Here is an 18,512-nt window from a genome sequence, read left to right as displayed (position 1 = left end):
GACCTTTTAGTGTTCATTCTTGGAAACTAAAACATTATGATATATTAGCTCTTGCTCTTGTTAGCGTCAAGTGGAGAACTTTTTGACCAAATCATACACATCGCCAGCTCCCATAATAACAACCACTTCGCCTCCTTTAATATTATTTTCAATAAATCTTTTCGCTTCTAAAAAATCAGCAAGATAAAAAATTTCCTTATTTTCTACCCGCTCCTTTATCGCTTCTGCTAATTTCAGAGAATCCACTTTTTGTTTAATCTCTCCCTCCTCCCTGCCAGCAACATCATATATAGGAAGTATTATTATTTTCTTCGCCTCTGATTTGGAAAACACCTCAACCAATTTATCAAACAAATAATATGTCCGTTGATATTGATGTGGCTGGAATACTGCCCAAATTTCCTTTTCCGGCCATTTTTCTCTGACAGAGGCAAATGTTGCGGTGATTTCCGTGGGATGATGGGCATAATCAGAAACAAGAGTAAATCCCCTTTCTCCCAGACCTATTTCATAAATTTGAAATCTACGCCAAGCCCCATTGTAATCAGCAAGCGCGCCTAAAGATACTTCATCCGCTATTCCAAGCGCCCTCCCAACCATCAAAGCTCCAAGAGCGTTAGAAATATTGTGTTTGCCCGGAATTTTTAAAATTTCCCTAATAGCAAAAGATTCTTCCATTTCTAAATAATAAGGGACAATATTCAAATCTCTGTCGCTTAGCGTTTCTTCGATTTTTCTGGCATTTTCGTCGTCATAATTTATTATTAAAGTTCCGCTTTCTGGCAAATGATTAACGAAATCACGAAAAGCCCTAAAAATATTTTCTAAATTGCCAAAATAATCAAGGTGCTCCTCCTCAATATTGGTGAGCACAATTATATTTGGCCAGTAATTAAGAAATGACGCCTGATATTCGTCTGCCTCAATCACAAGAAATTTAAATTCTGAATTTTGAATTTTGAATTTTGAATTTTCTAACCCATCTTCTGGTATGCCGCCCAATCTAAAATTACTATTGCCGAATTCTTTTAATTTAGTTCCTAAGATTACTGTGGGGTTAAATCCGGCTTTGATAATAATTAAAGCAATCATTGCCGAGGTAGTACTTTTTCCATGACTTCCAGAAATCGCAATAATAAAATAATCTTTGCTTAATTTACCCAACGCCTGTGGATAACTGAATAATTCTATATTCTTTTTTCTGGCCTCCATAAATTCTGGGTTGTCTTCTCGCACTGCTGGGCTATAAACAACTAAATCCATGCCTCGCAAAATGTTCTGGGTTTTATGCTGGCCGATAAAAACCTTAACCCCTTTTTTCTCCAGCATTTCCGTAATTTCTGAAGAAACCAAATCAGAGCCGGAAACATCCGCTCCTTTCGCAAGATAATACTGGGCAAGCGCAGAAATTCCTATTCCGCCGATTCCGATAAAATGTATTTTCATTATGCAATACGAATTAATAACTAACTATTATCTCCGACTTCTCCAAGCGATATTGATTCTAATATTATGTATTCCGCGCCATTTCGCTTTAAATCGCTTTCCATTACTTCAATAGAATTGACCTCAAAGCTCAAATCCAATTCCTCGTTTATTTCCGGCCTTTCTCCTAACGCCCTAAATTCAAATGCTTTAATTCTGGCAAGAGTGATGTGCGGGTGAAAAGAATGATTCTCGTTCTCTTTGTACTGATAGCTCGGCAAATTAAAAAGATTATTTTCTAAATCCAGTTGGAGCTTTGCCATTTTTTCGTTTTTTTCCATTTCAACCCAAACCATTCTGGGCGGAAATTTTTTGGGCGGACCGTAACAAATTTTTTTCAATTTAATATTCGCTGGATTATGCGAAACGCAAACGCGTTTTATTGTCTCAATTGTCTCCACGAGTTGATTCTCATCCAAATTGCCCAAAAAACTCAATGTAATATGTAAATTATCCCTGCTAACCCATTTGGCAGGAATCTTGTATTCTTTTTCAAACTCCAATAATCTGTCCTTAATCTTTTCTGGAAAATTAATAGCAATAAAAACTCTATGCAGCATATTCCTTTAAATTATCACAAAAAAATCAAAAAAAGAAGCCCTGCCGACTGGATAAGAAATCCAGACAGCAGGGTTCGTGCATCTTGCCAGTTCTCATATTGAGGAGACCTATGTCCCCTTTTCCCAACAATCACGACAGCGGGCCTCGTATGACTCTAATCCGCCGACTTGAATAGTTGGGCTGTTGACAGGCGCTGGCTTGTTGTCAATCAATCTTTGGGTGCGAGTGGCAGCACCGATTCTTTTGCACTTCATGCAAACAGCGCTTAAGGTGACTACTTCGTCAGCCAATGCCATAAGATATGGCATTGGTCCAAAGGGTTCGCCTGCGAAGGTCTGGTTCAGACCAGCCACAATGACCCGCTTGCCCATAGTAACTAGCTCTTCACAGAGAGCTATGAGTTTTTCCGAGAAAAACTGTCCCTCATCAAACGCAATAACATCAGCTTCTCGGAAGGCAGTGCGACCGACGATAGACGAAATAGTTTCTGCGGTCTCTGCCCCGGGCTCCAAATCGTGGGCCGAGAATTCCCTGCCATTGCAAGTGTTGATGGTTCCTGGCTTTCTGCGCGTATCGGTCGTTGGCTTGAAAACGAGACAATCCAAACCAGCGATTTTCGCGCGTTCTAGCCGAATAATCAATTCCTCGGTTTTTCCGCTGAACATACATCCTGCGATAACCTCCAATTGTTTATTCCCTCTTACTTCGCGAATCATTTCCACCACTCCTTCTCTAGATTGTGAAACAGCTGTCCCAAAAAGGGCTGGATTTCTTTTTTCTGTTTTCTTTTTACCTGATTATAAGAAATTGTCAAAAAACAGATATCAACATATTGACAAATGAAAGAAACAGGGGTATTATGAAAATTCAACGTAGTACCTCCTTCCTCGGGAGCGTCATGGTAGTTTCGTATGCATTTCGTCGTTCCCGGGAAGGAGACATGAAACAGCTCTCTAAAAACAAACTCTCCTGCACTGGAGTCAGCCACTCCAGTGCCGGACATCCGCAAGGGCCTGCGCCACAACCACCATCTCTTTGAGATGGATAGGACGGATGCAGGCCCGCCCTTTTTTATAACCCCTTGAGGGTTTCTTTTTTTTTCTAAATTGACCCTTGTGTAACTTGGAATTATACTGAAATCACTGACGATATTCTATTTTATTTATTATGTATATTATTGAAGTGATACCATTAGTGAAAATCGCTTATTGCGATTCCCAAGTCCTTACCTATTTTTTTAGCCAAGAGCTAAAAATCGGTTCTTTGGTTTCAGTGCCCTTGAGTAAGGCAGAGATTAAGGCAATAGTAAAAACCGTTGAGCCGATAGAAAATATAAAAATGAAACTCAAAAAAAATTATTTCAAACTCAAGCCTATTTCAAAAATAATTTCACAAGAACCGATTATCCACAAACCGCAAATGGAATTATGCCAATGGTTGTCTGATTATTACATCTCCCCAATAGGTATTGTGCTGAAACTATTTATCCCCAAAGCGATTCTTAGGAGAAAAAAGCTTTTTACCCAAGAAGTTTCATCCACAGGACCAACCCACAAGGAACAAGTCCAATCTTTCCGCCCTATTCTATTAAACTCTCCTGAAAGAATCCAAAATTATATTCAAGAAATTAAAATCGCAATTAAAAATAATCAATCTGTCCTATTTTTGGTTCCTGAAATAAATAGAATCAACAAATATCTTTTGTTTCTGGAAAAAATTTCAAAAAACATAAAAGTTTTCCACAGCGAGCTCAAGACATCTGAAGAAACAAAATGCTGGCAAAATGTTCAACAAAACAAAATTGATATTATAATAGGCACAAGAAATTCTTTGTTCCTGCCTTTCTCTAATCTTGGATTAATAATTGTTGACGAAGAGGAAAATGAGAATTATAAATCCTGGGACCAGCATCCAAAATATCACACCCGAACCGTGGCATTGAAATTGGCAGAAATTTTTAAAGCAAAAATAGTTCTTGGGAGCCAACTTCCTTCTCTTGACTCTTTTTATAGAGCTAAAATCGGAGAATACGAATCATTTCAGCCGGCGAGCGACCAACAATCGTCTATCCGGAATATTAATATCGTGGATATGAAAGAAGAGGTGAGAAAAGCAAATTATTCAATTTTCAGCGAAGAACTTCAAGAAAAACTTATTAGCGTGATTTCTAAGAACAAAAAGGTTATTATATTTGTCGGCCGCAAGGGACTGGCAACTGCAATTTTATGCCGAGATTGCGGTCATATAATTAAGTGCCAGGAATGCGATACGCCAATGGTATATCACAAGGGCCCTGGCTTGAAGAGCGGTTTATTGATTTGCCATTACTGCGGAAAGACAATGACCCCGCCTTCTGTGTGTCCAAAATGCAATGGCTGGAGGATAAAATATCTTGGAACTGGCACGCAAAAAGTAATGGAAGGGCTTGAAAAAATAGAAGAAATAAAAGCGAAAGCCGTTATTATAGACAGCGACATTGCGCCTGATAGAAAAGGGCAGGAGCAGATATCGCAGGACTTCCAGATGGGAAAGTACAATACTTTGATAGGGACTCAACTTCTGTTTTCTTTAGGAATTAAAAAAGAAGCGGATTTGGGCGTTGTTATCTTGGCTGACCCGCTGTTCAATTTTCCAGAATACCGGTCTCCAGAACGCCTAATGCAGATATTTTTCAAGGTTTCCTGCTTGGCAAAAGAAATGCTCATCCAAACATACAATCCTGATTTTTACCTATTTGATTTTTTGAGAAAAAATGATTTTAATGGATTTCTTGAAGCAGAGCTAAATCATCGTAAGCCATTTCTCTATCCCCCGTTTTCAGAAATTATAAAACTTAGTTTCTCTCATAAGGATAACGCAATTGCAAAAAAAGAAGCGCTTGATTTCAAAAGAAAAATCCAGAAGCCCCTGCCAAATTTAAAAATACTCGGTCCAGCTCCGGCCTTGGTGTCAAAAGTCAAAAATAAATACTTCTGGCACCTTGTGGTGAAAATAAAGGGTGATGGGTCAGAAACAAAGAAAACAATTCAAAAATTGATAGGGCCTGATTGGTCAATAGATGTCGAACCACAGATATTGCTTTAAGTTTAGCTAAAAAAACAAAAACCCCGCATTGAGTTTATTGAAACGCGGGATTTTATTTGTTAGGGTCTGACCCTAACTTTTCTAAAGAAGTTTGAAATCATTGATAACCAACCCAAATTTATAGCCCAAAAATTGGGCCGCTTTTCTACATTGAACCATTCTGTATGTAAAAATCTCAAAATATTCCATAACTGGCACAAAAGAGGTGTCTATCTCTAATGTTAATATAATCTTTTTATTTTTCTTATCCACCTCAAATTTATTATTCGTAGCGGCAAAATTGACCCTGTTGTGAATATCCCTCGCAATCTGATTTTTATTTTTTTCAGTTACTCTGCTCCGTCTCACATCCGATTTATCCGCTATCATCCCAACTGCAGCAACAGCATTCACAATCCGGGCCCGATAATTGTCGTGGGTGGCAATGGCTTGCATAATAGTTGCTAATTCATTGGCAGGCATTCTGTCCTGAAATATACTGTGGAACATTAGGGCTCCCCAATATTCATGATTTTTTCTATCTAAAACATTGCCTATATCATGCGCATAAGAAGCAATGGATGTTAGCTCCTGGTCTTTTTCCGATAATCCGATTTCCTTTGCCAAATATCGCGCCCTTTCTGACACAAGATTACAATGGTCGATTCCGTGGTCTGTATAATGGTAAATGCTCAAAAATTCTGTACTCCTCTTTATATACTCATCAATCTGGGGGTCTGCCTTAACATCCTCAAGCGTAATATTTTTCTTCATATTTTTATTAATCTGTTAATCTCTGATTATTTATTCTAACTTTTATGCTCTTTTTTGGCAAACATAAAATTGACAGCAAACGATTTTTGGTTAAGAATAAGATTATTACAATCTACGACCGGTCTTTAACAAATAAACAGCGATAAACTGGAGGTGAATATGAAGCTAAAGAAGGCAATGCTTTGGGGAGTGGCTGTTGCAGCCATTTCCTACATTGTGATTGGGGCTCTGCGAGTATCCAATGACATATGGGAACCCATTCTCGAAATCATTGGACTGAAAAACACTATACTGAAGTGGTCTGTTGCTTGCGCCTTGACACTGGCAGCTCTGGCTGCTATTGGTTATGTAATTATGCTCTCCCATCCATTCAGAGCCATAATGTATAAGATCCTCAGGATCAAAACAAGGCAGGCAAAAGGCGTAGTCCTGGTTGAGTGGGGAAGCAATCGGTTTCTGGGCTGGCTAACAGGCGTGACTCAAATTGATGAGGAAATTCTCTACATTGTGCTCGTGCCTTCTGCTCCGCTCCCTATTTCTGGACAATTGATGTTGGTTCCACTCTCCAATATAACCTTCATCAACCTATCTATACCAGCACACTTGGCCATACTGACATCCATGGGGTTCGGAGATTTCCCAGAAAAGCTTGATAGTTCTCCTTGTCCTCTCTCAAACAACAATCAGCATCGTGGCAAAAAGTCACAAACAGCGCCGCCCGGATGACTCTGGGTGGCGCCTCTTTTTATGAAATAATCAGATAACTAAACCCATTAGTCCCCCGAGTAAGCAAATAATACCAAAAATAACGGCAAACTTAACAAAGCTTATTCTTGAAGAAATATTTAACAAAATTTTCAAACTTGCCAGCCCGACCAAAAAGCTTATTGGCAAGGCAATCCAGCCGTTTATTAAAATCGCGGGGTTTTTAAGGAAAATATATCCAGACGAAGCCAATACAACTGGAGCTGACATCATATATGATAATTTCAAAATATCAAAAGGGGATTTCTTGCCCAAAGATAAGGCAAAAATCGTGGAAGCAGAACGAGAAAATCCCGGGATGACTGCCAAGCCCTGAAAAATACCAGCAACCAAGGCGAGCTTATTGCCTGCTATCCCAACTTCTTCCCTGCGTTTGTTGAAAAAAGCAGTAAACAACAAACCAAAGCCAGTGATGAATAAAAGGCCAGTTCCCAAAACCACTTTGCTGACAAAATTATACAAAACAAATCCAATAGCTAAAGAAACCAAAGTTGCGATTGTCAAAAACTTTAATAATTCCTTATTCTTCAATAATAAAACTTCTTTCCAGTCCTTCCAAAAATACACCATAACTGCTAAAAAAGTTCCCAAATGCAAAAATAAAGCAATATCAACAGGGTTGATGCCCTTCACAAGGAATTGGCTTGCCAAAGCCACTACTCCTTCGCTGGAAATGGGAATCCACTCAAATATCCCTTGCATAAAACCCAATAAGATATAAACAATCATTTTTTAATTCTATCAAAAAACCGTCCCGAGCGAAAGCTCGGGACGGTTTTTTCTACCAATAAAAATTGTTGTTTAAATATTTTCTAGATACAATTTTATTCTGTCACGGTCTTCATTTTCTTTTTTGCCTTTGAAATATATTTCCAAAAAACAGAAAGAAAGGGGTTCTGCGTGGTATGCGTAAATAATTCTAAGCTTAGTCGAGCCCTTCAAATACCTGCAAAACAATCTCGCTTTTACAATAGCGCATTGATTATTTTTAGTGATAACATTGAAATGCTTGCCATTCCCCAAAGGCACTATGGCTATTACGCGCTTAAATACTTCTAAATCACCAGGAAGCGATTTATATTTTTTCGCTAATTGATTAAATTCTTTAGAGAATTCCGGAAGCTCATTAAAGCTCATCTTCGTAATTTCTTACTGAATAACGCTCATCCCGATAAAACACGCTTTCGTAAGAAAGAGGCTGTCCCTCCTCGCCCGCCTTCCAAGGAATATCTCCATGAGAATAATCCTCCAGCTCTTTTGCGTTTTTATCCGAAAGTCGCGCTAAAACATCATCAATATGCCCTATTTCCCGAGCGGAAAGGATATTGAGATTCGGACGCTTAAGAGGCAAATACTTTTTCTGGTCATATTTAAAATATCGGCTCTTTACCGGCTCTATCTCTCCATCTTTCTGCATTTTCTTCATAATCGCCCCTAATTCAACAGATGTTGGACCATGATAATTTTTAATAAATGTTGCGCCCATCAAATTCTCTTCAAATTTTTCGTAATAATCAAAATCAATAAAATAGAGCAGTTTGTGGAGCACGGCTTCGCCGACATTCGGCTTGCTCCCTATTTTCCCCAACACATATAATAGGACTTGTTTAAATTTTTCTAAATTTTTTCTCGTTACTCTAATTTCAAGATTGCCAGTTGACTTCTTTTTTTTCAATGTATTTTCTAAAATAATTTTCGGATTCGGCGACTTGCAAGATAAAAAATTCTCGAAAGAGATGCCAAAAATAGCAGCCAATTTTTTAGCTTCTGAAATAGTCAGGTCTCTTTCTCCTTTTTCTATTTGGACATATGTGGGTCGAGAGATGTTTAGCTCCGATGCCAAAAATTCCTGCGTAAAATTGCCCTTTTTTCTCAATTGTTGAATAAATTTTGAAAACATAAAAGTATTATTTCATTACCAATTATTCAATCTTAATTTATGTAAAATTATTTGTCAATAGCAATGTAAATAAATTATACACACATAATTATTAAAAAATCGTCCCGCGCCGAGCACGGCGAGGGACGATTTTTTGACACCTTTCTTGCGCAGTATTTTAGATTCTTTTACTTAACTGCGTAATTCGTGGCAGCGAATTCATACTGACCAACAAATATTTTTTTGAAAGGCATAAGCGAGTTAATTTCATAAAACACCAACATTGCTTCGCGATATTCATTCTCGTCTACGCTCCGGTACGAAAGCGGAGCAACGCCATTAGAAATCAATAATGCGTTAGCCATTAGACGCGCTGTTCGTTTATTGCCATCTTCAAATGGTTGAATATAGCTAATTCCAACAAGAGCGAGCAGTGCTTTGGCATAAGCTGTATTCGCTTTTGAGATGACCCTTGAAAGATTTTCCACTGCTTCCTCAAAGTGTATGTGTTGCCTTCAATTTTTGATGATTTCCATGCAAGCTCAATAATCAATCTCTCCAGTTCTTTCTTTTGAATAACTGCAGATATATTTTTCGTCCGCTTCTTGTATTCCGCTGTTGCAGTATTAAGGGCTTTCAATTCATTCTCATTGAATATGTTCGCAGGCACATCTGGAAATAGTTCGAAATTATATCGGTTTAAGCCAAATCTTTTGTCCGGCTCTACAGTGCAATATTCTCTTGCATCAATAGGAAAAAATAAGCGGCCTTTGGCGCTTGCTTCGTAAATTGTAGACGGCCCAGAACCAGAGACAACAAGAAGTCCAGATTCCGCCATATCAGAAAGCGCTCGCTTAATAGTGACAAGAGAAATCTTATCGCCAATTTCTGTTATTTTTGTATAAATAGCAGAAGACGACAATGCTCCATTTTTAAGGATTGTTAAAAGTATTTCTGATTGTCTTTGGCTCATTTCCATGTCTTTCGTATCAATTATGCGTGTTTATCGTATCATTTTGATACGATAAACACAATTTTACATTTTTATTATATCCAACACCAAACCAATAATTAGCGCAATTATGGATGTTATGAAAATAAACATTGAGTTCCAGCGTGCTTTAGAGGTTAATGTTGTTTCCACAAGATAACATAATGCTTCTGTTTTTTCTTTATTGATATCTTTGGCATCTTGCACTGCTTTTATCAATTGCAAATCCTCAACCAATTGAGCTCTCTTCTTCTCTATGCTGTACCTGTGTCCAAAATAAATAATAAAACCGACTGTCCCGACATACCAAGCCACTTTAATCCACAGTGGGTCAAAATAAGTTAAAACAATCACTGCCCTGTAAGACAGGGTGGCAATTATTCCTGACCAAAAGAAAAGTATTCGCAATGGCATTGGATTGGTTTTTATCATATATTAATTATACCATTATATCAAAAATTGGTTATGCCTCTTTTCTATTTCACTTGGAGAAATCTTTTTTAATTCTTGGGCTATTATTTTAGACGCTTCTCTTAACTCTTCATCTATATTAAGCGCTTTCTCGTTTATATAAAACGCCATGTCATTTATTGCTATAAGCTTTAGGCCAGTTAAAGAACGCAACCTGGATAATGCCACATATCCCATTCCCTCAACAAAACATTTGGAAAGGTCAATTTCTGCAGCATCCAAGTTCATTCCTTGGCTTTTATGCACTGTTATGGCCCATGCTAATCGCAATGGCAACTGATTTACTCTGGCTATTATTTTCCCCTCTTCGTCAATTGTCCAGCTGGCTAATTTCGCAGTAATTTTTTCGCCATAAATGGTTTTAACAACCGGCAGTCCTTCAATATCAAAATTAACCACCATGCCCTGCGTTCCATTTACATACCCAACTTCAAAATTATTTTTTAAAAACATCACCCGCGCTCCTTTTTTTAACGCTAAACGCTCTGGCGCCAAACACCCCCTTTTTAATGTGTCTATAACCTCTCGTTTTCCTGTGGCAGTCATATGGTAAACAAACTCTTTGCTCACAATCTTTTCCAACTCAATACTGTTTACCTGGTCAACATCAATGTTGTGGGTATATAATTTCGTAGGTATTCCCAAAAGGTCTTTTTGTTGAGACCTTTTCATTAATATCTTTTTGGATTCTTCAATATTGTTGCTTCTAATATGATTTAACAAAGCAAATAAATCCTTGTCTTTGTGCCTGTGCTGTTCTTCCAAATAACAAATTTTCATATCCATATTTTTCCACGCCCTTGCTTCAACCACAAATTTTTCCTTACCGCTTTTGTTTATCGGCGGAAGTTGAAAAAGGTCTCCAGAGCAAACAACCTGCATTCCTCCAAATGGCATAAAACTTCCCTTAAACTGCCGACAAGCATGGTCCACTGCGTCAAACTGGTCTGCTGTGAGCATTGAAACCTCATCAATAATCAAAACTTTAGTATTCTTGTAATGTTTTCTTAAGTATGGCTTTCTCATTAACTTTTTAATATCGCTTTTTGTAAGAGTTCCTTTTATTCCAAGCCCAGACCACGAATGCAAAGTTGTCCCGTTCATATGGGTCGCGGCAATCCCTGTGCTGGCTGTAACTGCCACTGATTGGTCATTCTCTTTTAAATAATCAATATACTTATTCAATAAAAAAGTTTTCCCGCTTCCCGGCGGGCCAGTTAAGAATACATTGTATCCCATTTTCATTGTGTTCAACGATTCCTCCTGTGTCATATTTTTATTCCATTCCATAATACCAAAAAATCGCTCAAAAAGCGATTTTTTGGACTTATCTTATCTAGCGCCCGCCGCTATCATTTCAATCAACTGTTAATAACTCTTGTTTGACATCTTATTCTATGCTATAGTGTAAATGGTGTTTGGAGGGCATTGGCCCTGTCACGGCTATATTCAAGCTGTAACCAAGCGCCACCAAAAAATACCGCAAAACGGTATTTTTTGGTTGATTTAATCATTTTCCGGGTCCCCGCTGTGTAAAATCCTCTTGCTCGTCTCTTTATTAATGCCCCAAAATGGAATTATGCTCCAAAAATGCTTCTCCCCACCTAATGTTTGCTTAATAATAACTTTTACTCTCACATTATTTATGACTGCAATGAATTCGTAATAAATTACATCTTTCATAACTCGCTCCCATCTACTATTCGTCTTTTGAGATTCAAACCTTCTTATCTGCCAAACGCCTTGTAGTGTATGTGACTCTTCTAAAACCTTGGGAGCCAAATCTATAAGTTTAAATCTCGAATATTGATCTTTGCGCGGCCTGGCCTGCCTGTTTGATTTAAATTTAAGATGTTTTAGTCCCTTTGTGTTAAATGCGATATTGACCTTAAAATAAGGACAATAAACTACCCCTATCTCTTGATAAAATCTTTCGGCTTCATTTTTGATCCTCAAAAAATCTTCTTCGTCTTTAAAATTAAATTTCCCCATATTAATGATTTAGTAATTGAGCGTAATCTCGCCTGCCACTATTTTATTTATCAAATAGGCAACGGCAACCCTATATCCCTGCAAATATTCCTCAAACCATTGTTCGCCTGCCAGTGCGGATTTTCTTTGGAATATCTTATCTGTTCTAAACAAATATCTCTGCATAGGGGCTTTTGGTTAATTTCGTCAACATCCTCTTGTGTGACTACTGTTCCTGTTGAAAGAGATGTTAACTCTCCAAATGTGACGCTATGCGTCAGACAATCTATTTTATCGTTTCCATTATTTGTCCGATTAAAATTAATCATAAAAAGCACCACTATAATAAATGGAATAATCAGAAATACTGGACCCGGACTACTTATTTTTTCAACAATTGGAGGACTCATAACTAATAATGCATTTTAATTTCAAACCAACCCTGCCACCATTTTTCACATCCCTACAATCCAGAAAATGACTTGACAAGCATCATGCGTTTGATAATATGATAGCATCACTACGAAAAAGACCCTGGTGCGGTTCCGTCCACATTGGGGGCTTTTTCATTTCTCGTATTCAAAATAGATATCTGGTCATTGATATAGGATATTTTAGCCCCAGTCCTTTTCAGAAGTATTGAGCATTTTCCCTTGGGCGCTGGAGATAATATGCCTAATAACTTGTTTTTCTCATATAAAAATTTTACTAGACCCGCATAATCGCCATCGCTGCTTACTATTAACGCATTATAAAAATTATGCTCATAATAATCTCTGACTACTTGCAAAACTAAATCCGCATCACAATTCCCCTTTGGTTTCCCGACTCCGTCATAAACAACTTCCTTAAACACAATGGTAAATCCGCACTCTTGAAGATATGTATAAATGCTCTTGTGTTTAGGAATCAGACCTATGAAAATATATGCTTTCTTGACAGAATATTTCTCAGATAACCATCTTCTGAATCTTTTATAATCAATTGACCAACCGAGATCTTTGACCGCTTCATATAAATTAGCTCCATCTATATAGGCAAAATTGTTTTCTGTTTTCAGCATATTTTCATTCTATCAAAAAATAGATATGCTGACCACATTTTAATTTTACACACAAAAACAAAATCTTCTAAAATTGAAAGATTTCGCTTTGTCTCATATTAAAATTATTTTGTATTCAAGGATTAAAATCCGCCGTACAGTGTTTGAATCCCGGCAACATCTCCAGTATTTAGGTCTCTCTTCCCGACATCTCCGTAATTGGAATAACCATACATTGTTTCTTCGACACAGACTGTTTCATATAGATCAGCCAAGCCGACACCGTGCCCCAACTCATGAGTAGCTATGTTTTGCAAATCCATTACTACAGAATCAATGGTGGCATCTCCCCAAATAAAGTCAGTATCAAACAAAATATCAAATTCAACTATTTTTCTAGCACTGGGTCTCCCTCTGAAATATCCCCACGTTATTGTTACTGCGATGACTCCGTCTTCCGGATAATCTCCGAATAACAACTCGTTCCTACCGTCAGGAGCATCGCTGTCCCAACTTGAGTTATGATCTATTTCATAACCTCCAAAAAGGTCAGCGCTTGTGTGATTGTCCCATTCTTCTGCCCCCGAAAACATGGCATTAGCCACAAATCCTTCTGTTAATCCGTCTGGATTATCAGGGTCTATGACATAATCCACTGGCAGATCTTGCCACTTGGCCCCCAAGAAGGCATAACACGCTGTGGTTGGATCTTCTGGTTCGTCTTTATCGTTTTTGCAATCTGCGCAGCTAGGATTCTCTCCGAGGTCTTTCTCGCAAACTCCGTCATTGTCACAGAATCCTCCATATCCTTTCTTATAGTGAATAAAAACAACTCTTTCTAATCCTGGCGGTGATAAAACCAAGTGGTCGCCTGTTTTTTCTATCACCGGAGAGTTGTCTGCTTTTGCTTTTTCCTTTGCATGGTCTGCTACTGGAATTAACTTGCCTGCTCCAGCTATGCCGGAAATACTTAAAATCATTACTGCGACAAAAACTCCTAAAGTTATTTTTTTCATTTTTAATAATCTTACAAAATTATTGGTCTCGACCTTTCTGGTTTCATTATATCAAATTAATTGGTGCCTGAATTAATTGGAATTAATTGGTGCCTGGCACTATTTTTCTTTATCGGGATCAGGGTTTTTAGGGACTTCCAAAATGAAGAAGATTTATAAAGGATAATTTTATCTCTCAAGCAACCTCTCTCGGTCAGGGGTTGTTCTCAACAAAGCGGAACAGTGGAACGGTATTTTATAAAAAAACAGAGTCGTCCCCATTTTCTTCTTTTTCTGTATCTATATTTCTCGGCCGTTCAATTCTCGGCCGAATTTTGTTTTCATAAAACACAAGAACATTTTCAGAGATGATAGGATTTCATTCTCGTCCCGATCATGAAAAAGAACATGGTTTTGCCACCAATGCGGGAACTCATATGTTGCGAACTCCGGCCTAATTGCCTCAAATCTTAAAAAACCGACCCAGAAAGCTCTTTCAAAGAAAATTTCAACAACTCTAAAATGTTCTTCCGCTTCCTTTTTGGATAATTTTTCTTCTTGAGATAAAAATTCTTTATAAGAAGGCAAAATTTCTTTTTCCACCTGTCGCTTAAACGGCTTTTGGCGTCTTCCCATTTCTTTCAGCATCGCCGTATAACCGTCATAAGACATTTCGCTACCTCCGACGATAACTTTCGGCATACGGCTATCACTTAGCTTTTCGGGGCTGGATTCTTTTTTTATTTCTGCTGCCACCATCTGCTGCGGAGATTTACCGCCTAACGACCGGTGAGGAAAGACATTCCACGCATCAGTGCTGACTCTCAAAATTTCATCAAATTCTTTAGTTTTGATATCAGTAATAACTTTAATATCTTTAAAACAGTGAAAAAACTTTTTTTGAAAATTATTACTGGCCTCGCTCGCTGAATCGCCATAATCATTAAAAATCCAGCCTTTCACCTGAGCGACGCTCAAGACACCGCTAAGTTTATACTGGGCTATAATCTTTTGCAGTCTTTCTCCTACATCTTTTTCGGCTAATTTTTTAAACATAAATAATGGAATGGAAAAATAAAATTGACACCAATTTTCCAATTTTCACTCGCCATAGGGAACCACTTAGTAGAGATGTCCTTAATCAAAAATTATACTGGTGGGCGAAAATAAATTACAAAGATTATCTACGTGCCTATAATGCGATAATCATTTAAAATTTAATTTTAAAAGTGGGGTTTTCCATTGCTCCCCAGTCACCTCCTTCGTTTCCACCAATGTCTTGTAAATCCTTGCCAACAGAGTAGATTATTTTTCTTTCAGCCGAATATTTTATTAATTCTCCATCAAAGGGGTCTTTGGGAATTTCAGAAAAATATTTGGGGATAAGCTCATTTAAATTAGTGGGTAGTCCTCCTGTTTCCGCCTGATAGGCCTTAAACGCCATTAAAATTTGCGTCCCCCTCACAGAAAAATCTTCTAAACATCTCCTTTTAAAAGCACCATCGAAGCTCGCCATCATAATATCGCGCAATAATTTACCTATCACATTTTCAGTAAATAATATTTTTATTCCCGAATAAGGCGTGGCCTCAGTTTCAGAAAAAATCATTTCATTATAATAGTTTTTTCTTGCATTATTAACTAAATTACGAAAATGCTCAACAAAAAATCTTTGAGTTTGGTTTGGCTTATAAAGATAATTTAACCGAACAAAAAGCGGTGAAATGGGTAATCCTTCCATCCCTACTTCTTCTAATGCTTCATCAGGAATTTTACCATCAAAATATGCATCAATTTTTAATTTTGCATTAGCAAAAGCCGCATACTCCATCTTCCATTTTCCTACTAAGCCCTCCTTATTCTCTTCAAACTGTTTAAGCTCATCTATGTAATTTTTTAATATCTCTGACGAAAGGGTAGCGTCGGATATTAACTCCCTTAATTTTTCTAACCCACTATTTTTTACAGACATGCCTAACAAATAAGGAATCAACGATGACCTAGGGCTGTCTTGCAATATCTGCCCCATTTTAATTGTTTTAACGAGTAAATCGAACGCTTCCTCTTCTTCTCCTTGAACGAAAAGATAATTAGCTTTAATTAAGTTCAAATTGACCATATCTCTAATCCCTCTCATGCCAAAAATACTAGTATTATAGCTAATGCTTTTTGGGTCTTGCCACTCCAGCTCTTGAAAATAAGGAAGCGCCACTGCTTTCTCGAAATATCTGAAAGTTTCCTTATTATTTTCTATTAATTCTTGCGCAAACTCCGGATCCCATTGCTCTCCTGTAGCCATTCTCTCAAAAAGATCGCCCTTCCCTTCGGGCAAATAAAATTTTTCGCCAATTTCTTTAAAATAATAAAATGAATTTTCTTCTAGTGGAATTTCTACTCTTAAAAGCCACAAATCGCTATCATCAATGGGAGGAATGTCTCTGCCCCAAAATATATTAAAAAAGGAAATGCTTATTCCCAACCCGATAATCCCTATTCCTAAAAGCCCGGGCAAAATATATTTTATTTTCCGCCTTTTTAGTGATTCTTGACAAGGAATCGTGGCCTTAATTTTTTTCAGATTTTTATAAATTAAAAACGCATAGATTATCACAAAAGGCAAAATAAACAGTTGGATCAAATAGCCCATTACCTCATTTATTTGATATTCTATATGCTTATTCGCTGATCCGAAATAAATTAAAGAAAAGACCAAAAACAATCCTGCCCCAATTATCAGTCCTAAAATCAAAAATCTCCATAATATTTTCCAGAACTTTCCCCGAACTAAGCATTTACTTCTAAACAAGGCGCCGGATCCTTTTCCCCCCTCAGAAACCAAAACAAAGACAGATAGGCTAAACCATATCAAAAAAAGGACTCCTGGAACCAAAAAGAGTAAAAATCCTCCGGAGATAATCAAAATGAACAAAAGATATACCCATATGTATGAAAAAAATATCTTCCATCCTTTCTGATAAGATTCTTTTATCCCTGTATCGTCTTTAATACTAAAGATTAAGGAAGGCCATGCCAAAAACCAAAGAAAAGCGGAGCCAAAGAAGGAGATTGCTCCCACTCCCGAAAACCAAATAGTGTATATTATATCTGTCTTTTCTAAAAAATAAATTAAAATATCAAGAAATAATAAAAATCCTACTGGAATTATTAATATGCCTAATAAGGTTCTGATTCTTTTTTTATAAATCTTCCAGCTTTCTTTTAGGAGATAAAAGATACCCTGGAGATATTCTTCTCTTGGGATTCTATCCTGGTAAGAATTCCCTTGACTAGGAGGGGCGTAATAAAATTTTTGCTCTTCCATATTTTTTTATTATACCAAAATTATGCCAAAAATGCTTAAAAAGCGACTATAATTGGTACCTGGCACTATTTTACTTCTCCCCCATTGTTTTAAAAACCAGACCTGACCCAATTTTTTTCTTCGGAAATGTCCCTGCCTTACTCGTCCTGATTATCCACACTAAAACTATTGACAAAATATAATAGGTTGCTATACTTTAAATAGAATCACGACGAGAAGGCACTTCTCTGGGTTTCGTCCCTTAGCAGTGCTTTTTCATTTCTGATACTCTAACTTTACCCTAAGGTTATCCATAAAAATAATTTTCTCTTTTGCGGCTCGAGTCAATAAAATAGAACAATTTTTATGGCTTGGACTTAATACTTTTGCCAGTTTCTCCTTATTATACAAATATTTAACTAAACAATAAAAATCCCCATCGCTTGTCACGATTACAGCTTTATCATATTTATCAAAATCAATCATGGCCCGCAAAACTAAATCCGCATCGACATTACCCTTTACAGCTCCATCTTTATTTTTGAGGACTGGCTTAAAAACCAACAGATATCCATATTCCTGAAGAGATCTATACATATCTTGATTCTCGGGTAAGTATCCTATAAAAAGATACGCTTTCGATACTCCATATTTTTCTTTAAGATATATCTTAAATTTCCTGAAATCTAATTTCCAGCCCAATTCCAAGATACCCAAATTGAGATTCTGGCTATCTATAAAAGCGTAGTTGTTTAATTCTTTTCTCATCACTCCGCATTATACCAAAAAATCGTTCAAAAAGCGATTTTTTGGACTTATCCATTGCGCAACACGCCTTCTCCCCCATTGTTTTCAAATATTTTCAAAATATCTCCAAAAACCAGCCCTGCCACCATTTTCACTCCATTTTTTTGGTCAAGCATTTTTTCCGCAATGTATAAAACTTATTAATCCTTTAACATCATATAGGCATACAAAATTTTATTATCGGTAATATTGGAACGACTCTATCTCCAGTTTGAATAGCTATGCCCCTATATTTGCACGTTGTAGCAAAAAGAGTATATTCATCAGCCATATCTTCGTTATTCCATACAAATCTTACTATGCCCAGCAATGATAAACATATTAGAATAAGTATTATTATTGAAACTATTATTAAAACTTTTGACATATCTTTATAAGATTACTTATATATTAATTTTATCCTATAT

Annotated in this window: 20 protein-coding genes; 2 read left to right on the top strand and 18 right to left on the bottom strand. The window is 37.1% G+C overall.

Translation table 11 applies throughout. The features are described from left to right. Window positions 1-66: 66 nt before the first annotated feature. The 3 genes from murC to KJ562_00090 all read right to left on the bottom strand — a co-directional run bounded on the left by murC (window position 67) and on the right by KJ562_00090 (window position 2,762). Window positions 67-1,446, bottom strand: coding sequence for a UDP-N-acetylmuramate--L-alanine ligase (gene murC / locus KJ562_00100; protein ID MBU3964132.1), 1,380 nt, complete (start codon window positions 1,444-1,446; stop codon window positions 67-69). 20 nt (window positions 1,447-1,466) lie between these two features. Further along, window positions 1,467-2,045 (bottom strand): RNA 2',3'-cyclic phosphodiesterase, encoded by a 579-nt coding sequence (gene thpR / locus KJ562_00095; protein ID MBU3964131.1) that lies wholly within the window; start codon window positions 2,043-2,045, stop codon window positions 1,467-1,469. 108 nt (window positions 2,046-2,153) lie between these two features. Then, complete coding sequence (locus KJ562_00090) at window positions 2,154-2,762, bottom strand: thymidine kinase (GenBank protein MBU3964130.1); 609 nt, start codon at window positions 2,760-2,762, stop codon at window positions 2,154-2,156. Between the two features lie 451 nt (window positions 2,763-3,213). Here KJ562_00090 and priA point away from each other — a divergent pair, with 451 nt between their 5' ends. Next, entirely contained in the window at window positions 3,214-5,130 is a 1,917-nt protein-coding gene (priA, locus tag KJ562_00085; protein MBU3964129.1) for a primosomal protein N', read from the top strand. An 81-nt stretch (window positions 5,131-5,211) separates the two neighbouring features. On the opposite strand, the gene KJ562_00080 is transcribed toward priA, so the two are convergent. Continuing rightward, the gene (locus KJ562_00080) at window positions 5,212-5,883 is read right to left on the bottom strand and encodes an HD domain-containing protein (GenBank protein MBU3964128.1); all 672 of its coding nucleotides are present in this window, start codon (window positions 5,881-5,883) and stop codon (window positions 5,212-5,214) included. A 159-nt stretch (window positions 5,884-6,042) separates the two neighbouring features. Here KJ562_00080 and KJ562_00075 point away from each other — a divergent pair, with 159 nt between their 5' ends. Then, window positions 6,043-6,609: a hypothetical protein gene (locus KJ562_00075; GenBank protein ID MBU3964127.1), complete on the top strand. Its 567-nt coding sequence runs from the start codon at window positions 6,043-6,045 to the stop codon at window positions 6,607-6,609. A 30-nt stretch (window positions 6,610-6,639) separates the two neighbouring features. Here the strand turns inward: KJ562_00075 and KJ562_00070 are convergent, their stop codons facing one another. From KJ562_00070 to KJ562_00005, 14 genes are all read right to left on the bottom strand, one after another. After that, a complete protein-coding gene (locus KJ562_00070; GenBank protein ID MBU3964126.1) occupies window positions 6,640-7,377 on the bottom strand; it encodes an undecaprenyl-diphosphate phosphatase in 738 nt (245 codons plus the stop codon). Between the two features lie 72 nt (window positions 7,378-7,449). Then, the gene (locus KJ562_00065; GenBank protein ID MBU3964125.1) at window positions 7,450-7,785 is read right to left on the bottom strand and encodes a hypothetical protein; all 336 of its coding nucleotides are present in this window, start codon (window positions 7,783-7,785) and stop codon (window positions 7,450-7,452) included. Beyond that, complete coding sequence (locus tag KJ562_00060) at window positions 7,775-8,548, bottom strand: DUF4065 domain-containing protein (GenBank protein ID MBU3964124.1); 774 nt, start codon at window positions 8,546-8,548, stop codon at window positions 7,775-7,777. The genes KJ562_00065 and KJ562_00060 overlap by 11 nt, the downstream gene beginning before the upstream one ends. 167 nt (window positions 8,549-8,715) lie before the next feature. Continuing rightward, the gene (locus KJ562_00055; protein ID MBU3964123.1) at window positions 8,716-9,015 is read right to left on the bottom strand and encodes a Fic family protein; all 300 of its coding nucleotides are present in this window, start codon (window positions 9,013-9,015) and stop codon (window positions 8,716-8,718) included. Between the two features lie 548 nt (window positions 9,016-9,563). Then, window positions 9,564-9,950, bottom strand: a complete 387-nt coding sequence (locus KJ562_00050) for a hypothetical protein (protein MBU3964122.1) — start codon at window positions 9,948-9,950, stop codon at window positions 9,564-9,566. 15 nt (window positions 9,951-9,965) lie between these two features. After that, window positions 9,966-11,279 carry an AAA family ATPase gene (locus KJ562_00045; GenBank protein ID MBU3964121.1) on the bottom strand — a complete coding sequence of 438 codons (1,314 nt, stop codon included), beginning with the start codon at window positions 11,277-11,279 and terminating at the stop codon, window positions 9,966-9,968. Between the two features lie 216 nt (window positions 11,280-11,495). Then, window positions 11,496-11,981 (bottom strand): hypothetical protein, encoded by a 486-nt coding sequence (locus tag KJ562_00040; protein ID MBU3964120.1) that lies wholly within the window; start codon window positions 11,979-11,981, stop codon window positions 11,496-11,498. Window positions 11,982-12,031: 50 nt separating this feature from the next. Then, complete coding sequence (locus tag KJ562_00035; protein MBU3964119.1) at window positions 12,032-12,370, bottom strand: hypothetical protein; 339 nt, start codon at window positions 12,368-12,370, stop codon at window positions 12,032-12,034. Window positions 12,371-12,480: 110 nt separating this feature from the next. Next, a complete protein-coding gene (locus tag KJ562_00030; protein MBU3964118.1) occupies window positions 12,481-13,023 on the bottom strand; it encodes an NYN domain-containing protein in 543 nt (180 codons plus the stop codon). A gap of 122 nt (window positions 13,024-13,145) precedes the next feature. Next, window positions 13,146-14,018, bottom strand: coding sequence for a matrixin family metalloprotease (locus KJ562_00025; GenBank protein ID MBU3964117.1), 873 nt, complete (start codon window positions 14,016-14,018; stop codon window positions 13,146-13,148). Between the two features lie 279 nt (window positions 14,019-14,297). Continuing rightward, window positions 14,298-15,053 carry a hypothetical protein gene (locus KJ562_00020; GenBank protein MBU3964116.1) on the bottom strand — a complete coding sequence of 252 codons (756 nt, stop codon included), beginning with the start codon at window positions 15,051-15,053 and terminating at the stop codon, window positions 14,298-14,300. 154 nt (window positions 15,054-15,207) lie between these two features. Beyond that, window positions 15,208-17,319: a hypothetical protein gene (locus tag KJ562_00015; GenBank protein ID MBU3964115.1), complete on the bottom strand. Its 2,112-nt coding sequence runs from the start codon at window positions 17,317-17,319 to the stop codon at window positions 15,208-15,210. Window positions 17,320-17,574: 255 nt separating this feature from the next. Then, a complete protein-coding gene (locus tag KJ562_00010; protein ID MBU3964114.1) occupies window positions 17,575-18,066 on the bottom strand; it encodes an NYN domain-containing protein in 492 nt (163 codons plus the stop codon). A 193-nt stretch (window positions 18,067-18,259) separates the two neighbouring features. Then, the gene (locus KJ562_00005) at window positions 18,260-18,472 is read right to left on the bottom strand and encodes a hypothetical protein (GenBank protein MBU3964113.1); all 213 of its coding nucleotides are present in this window, start codon (window positions 18,470-18,472) and stop codon (window positions 18,260-18,262) included. Window positions 18,473-18,512 lie beyond the last annotated feature (40 nt).

The organism is Patescibacteria group bacterium (assembly GCA_018900835.1).
GTDB lineage: Bacteria > Patescibacteriota > Minisyncoccia > Minisyncoccales > PEYH01 > PEYH01.
Note: the sequence above shows the minus strand (reverse complement) of the source record. Positions and strands in the feature narration are given on the sequence as shown.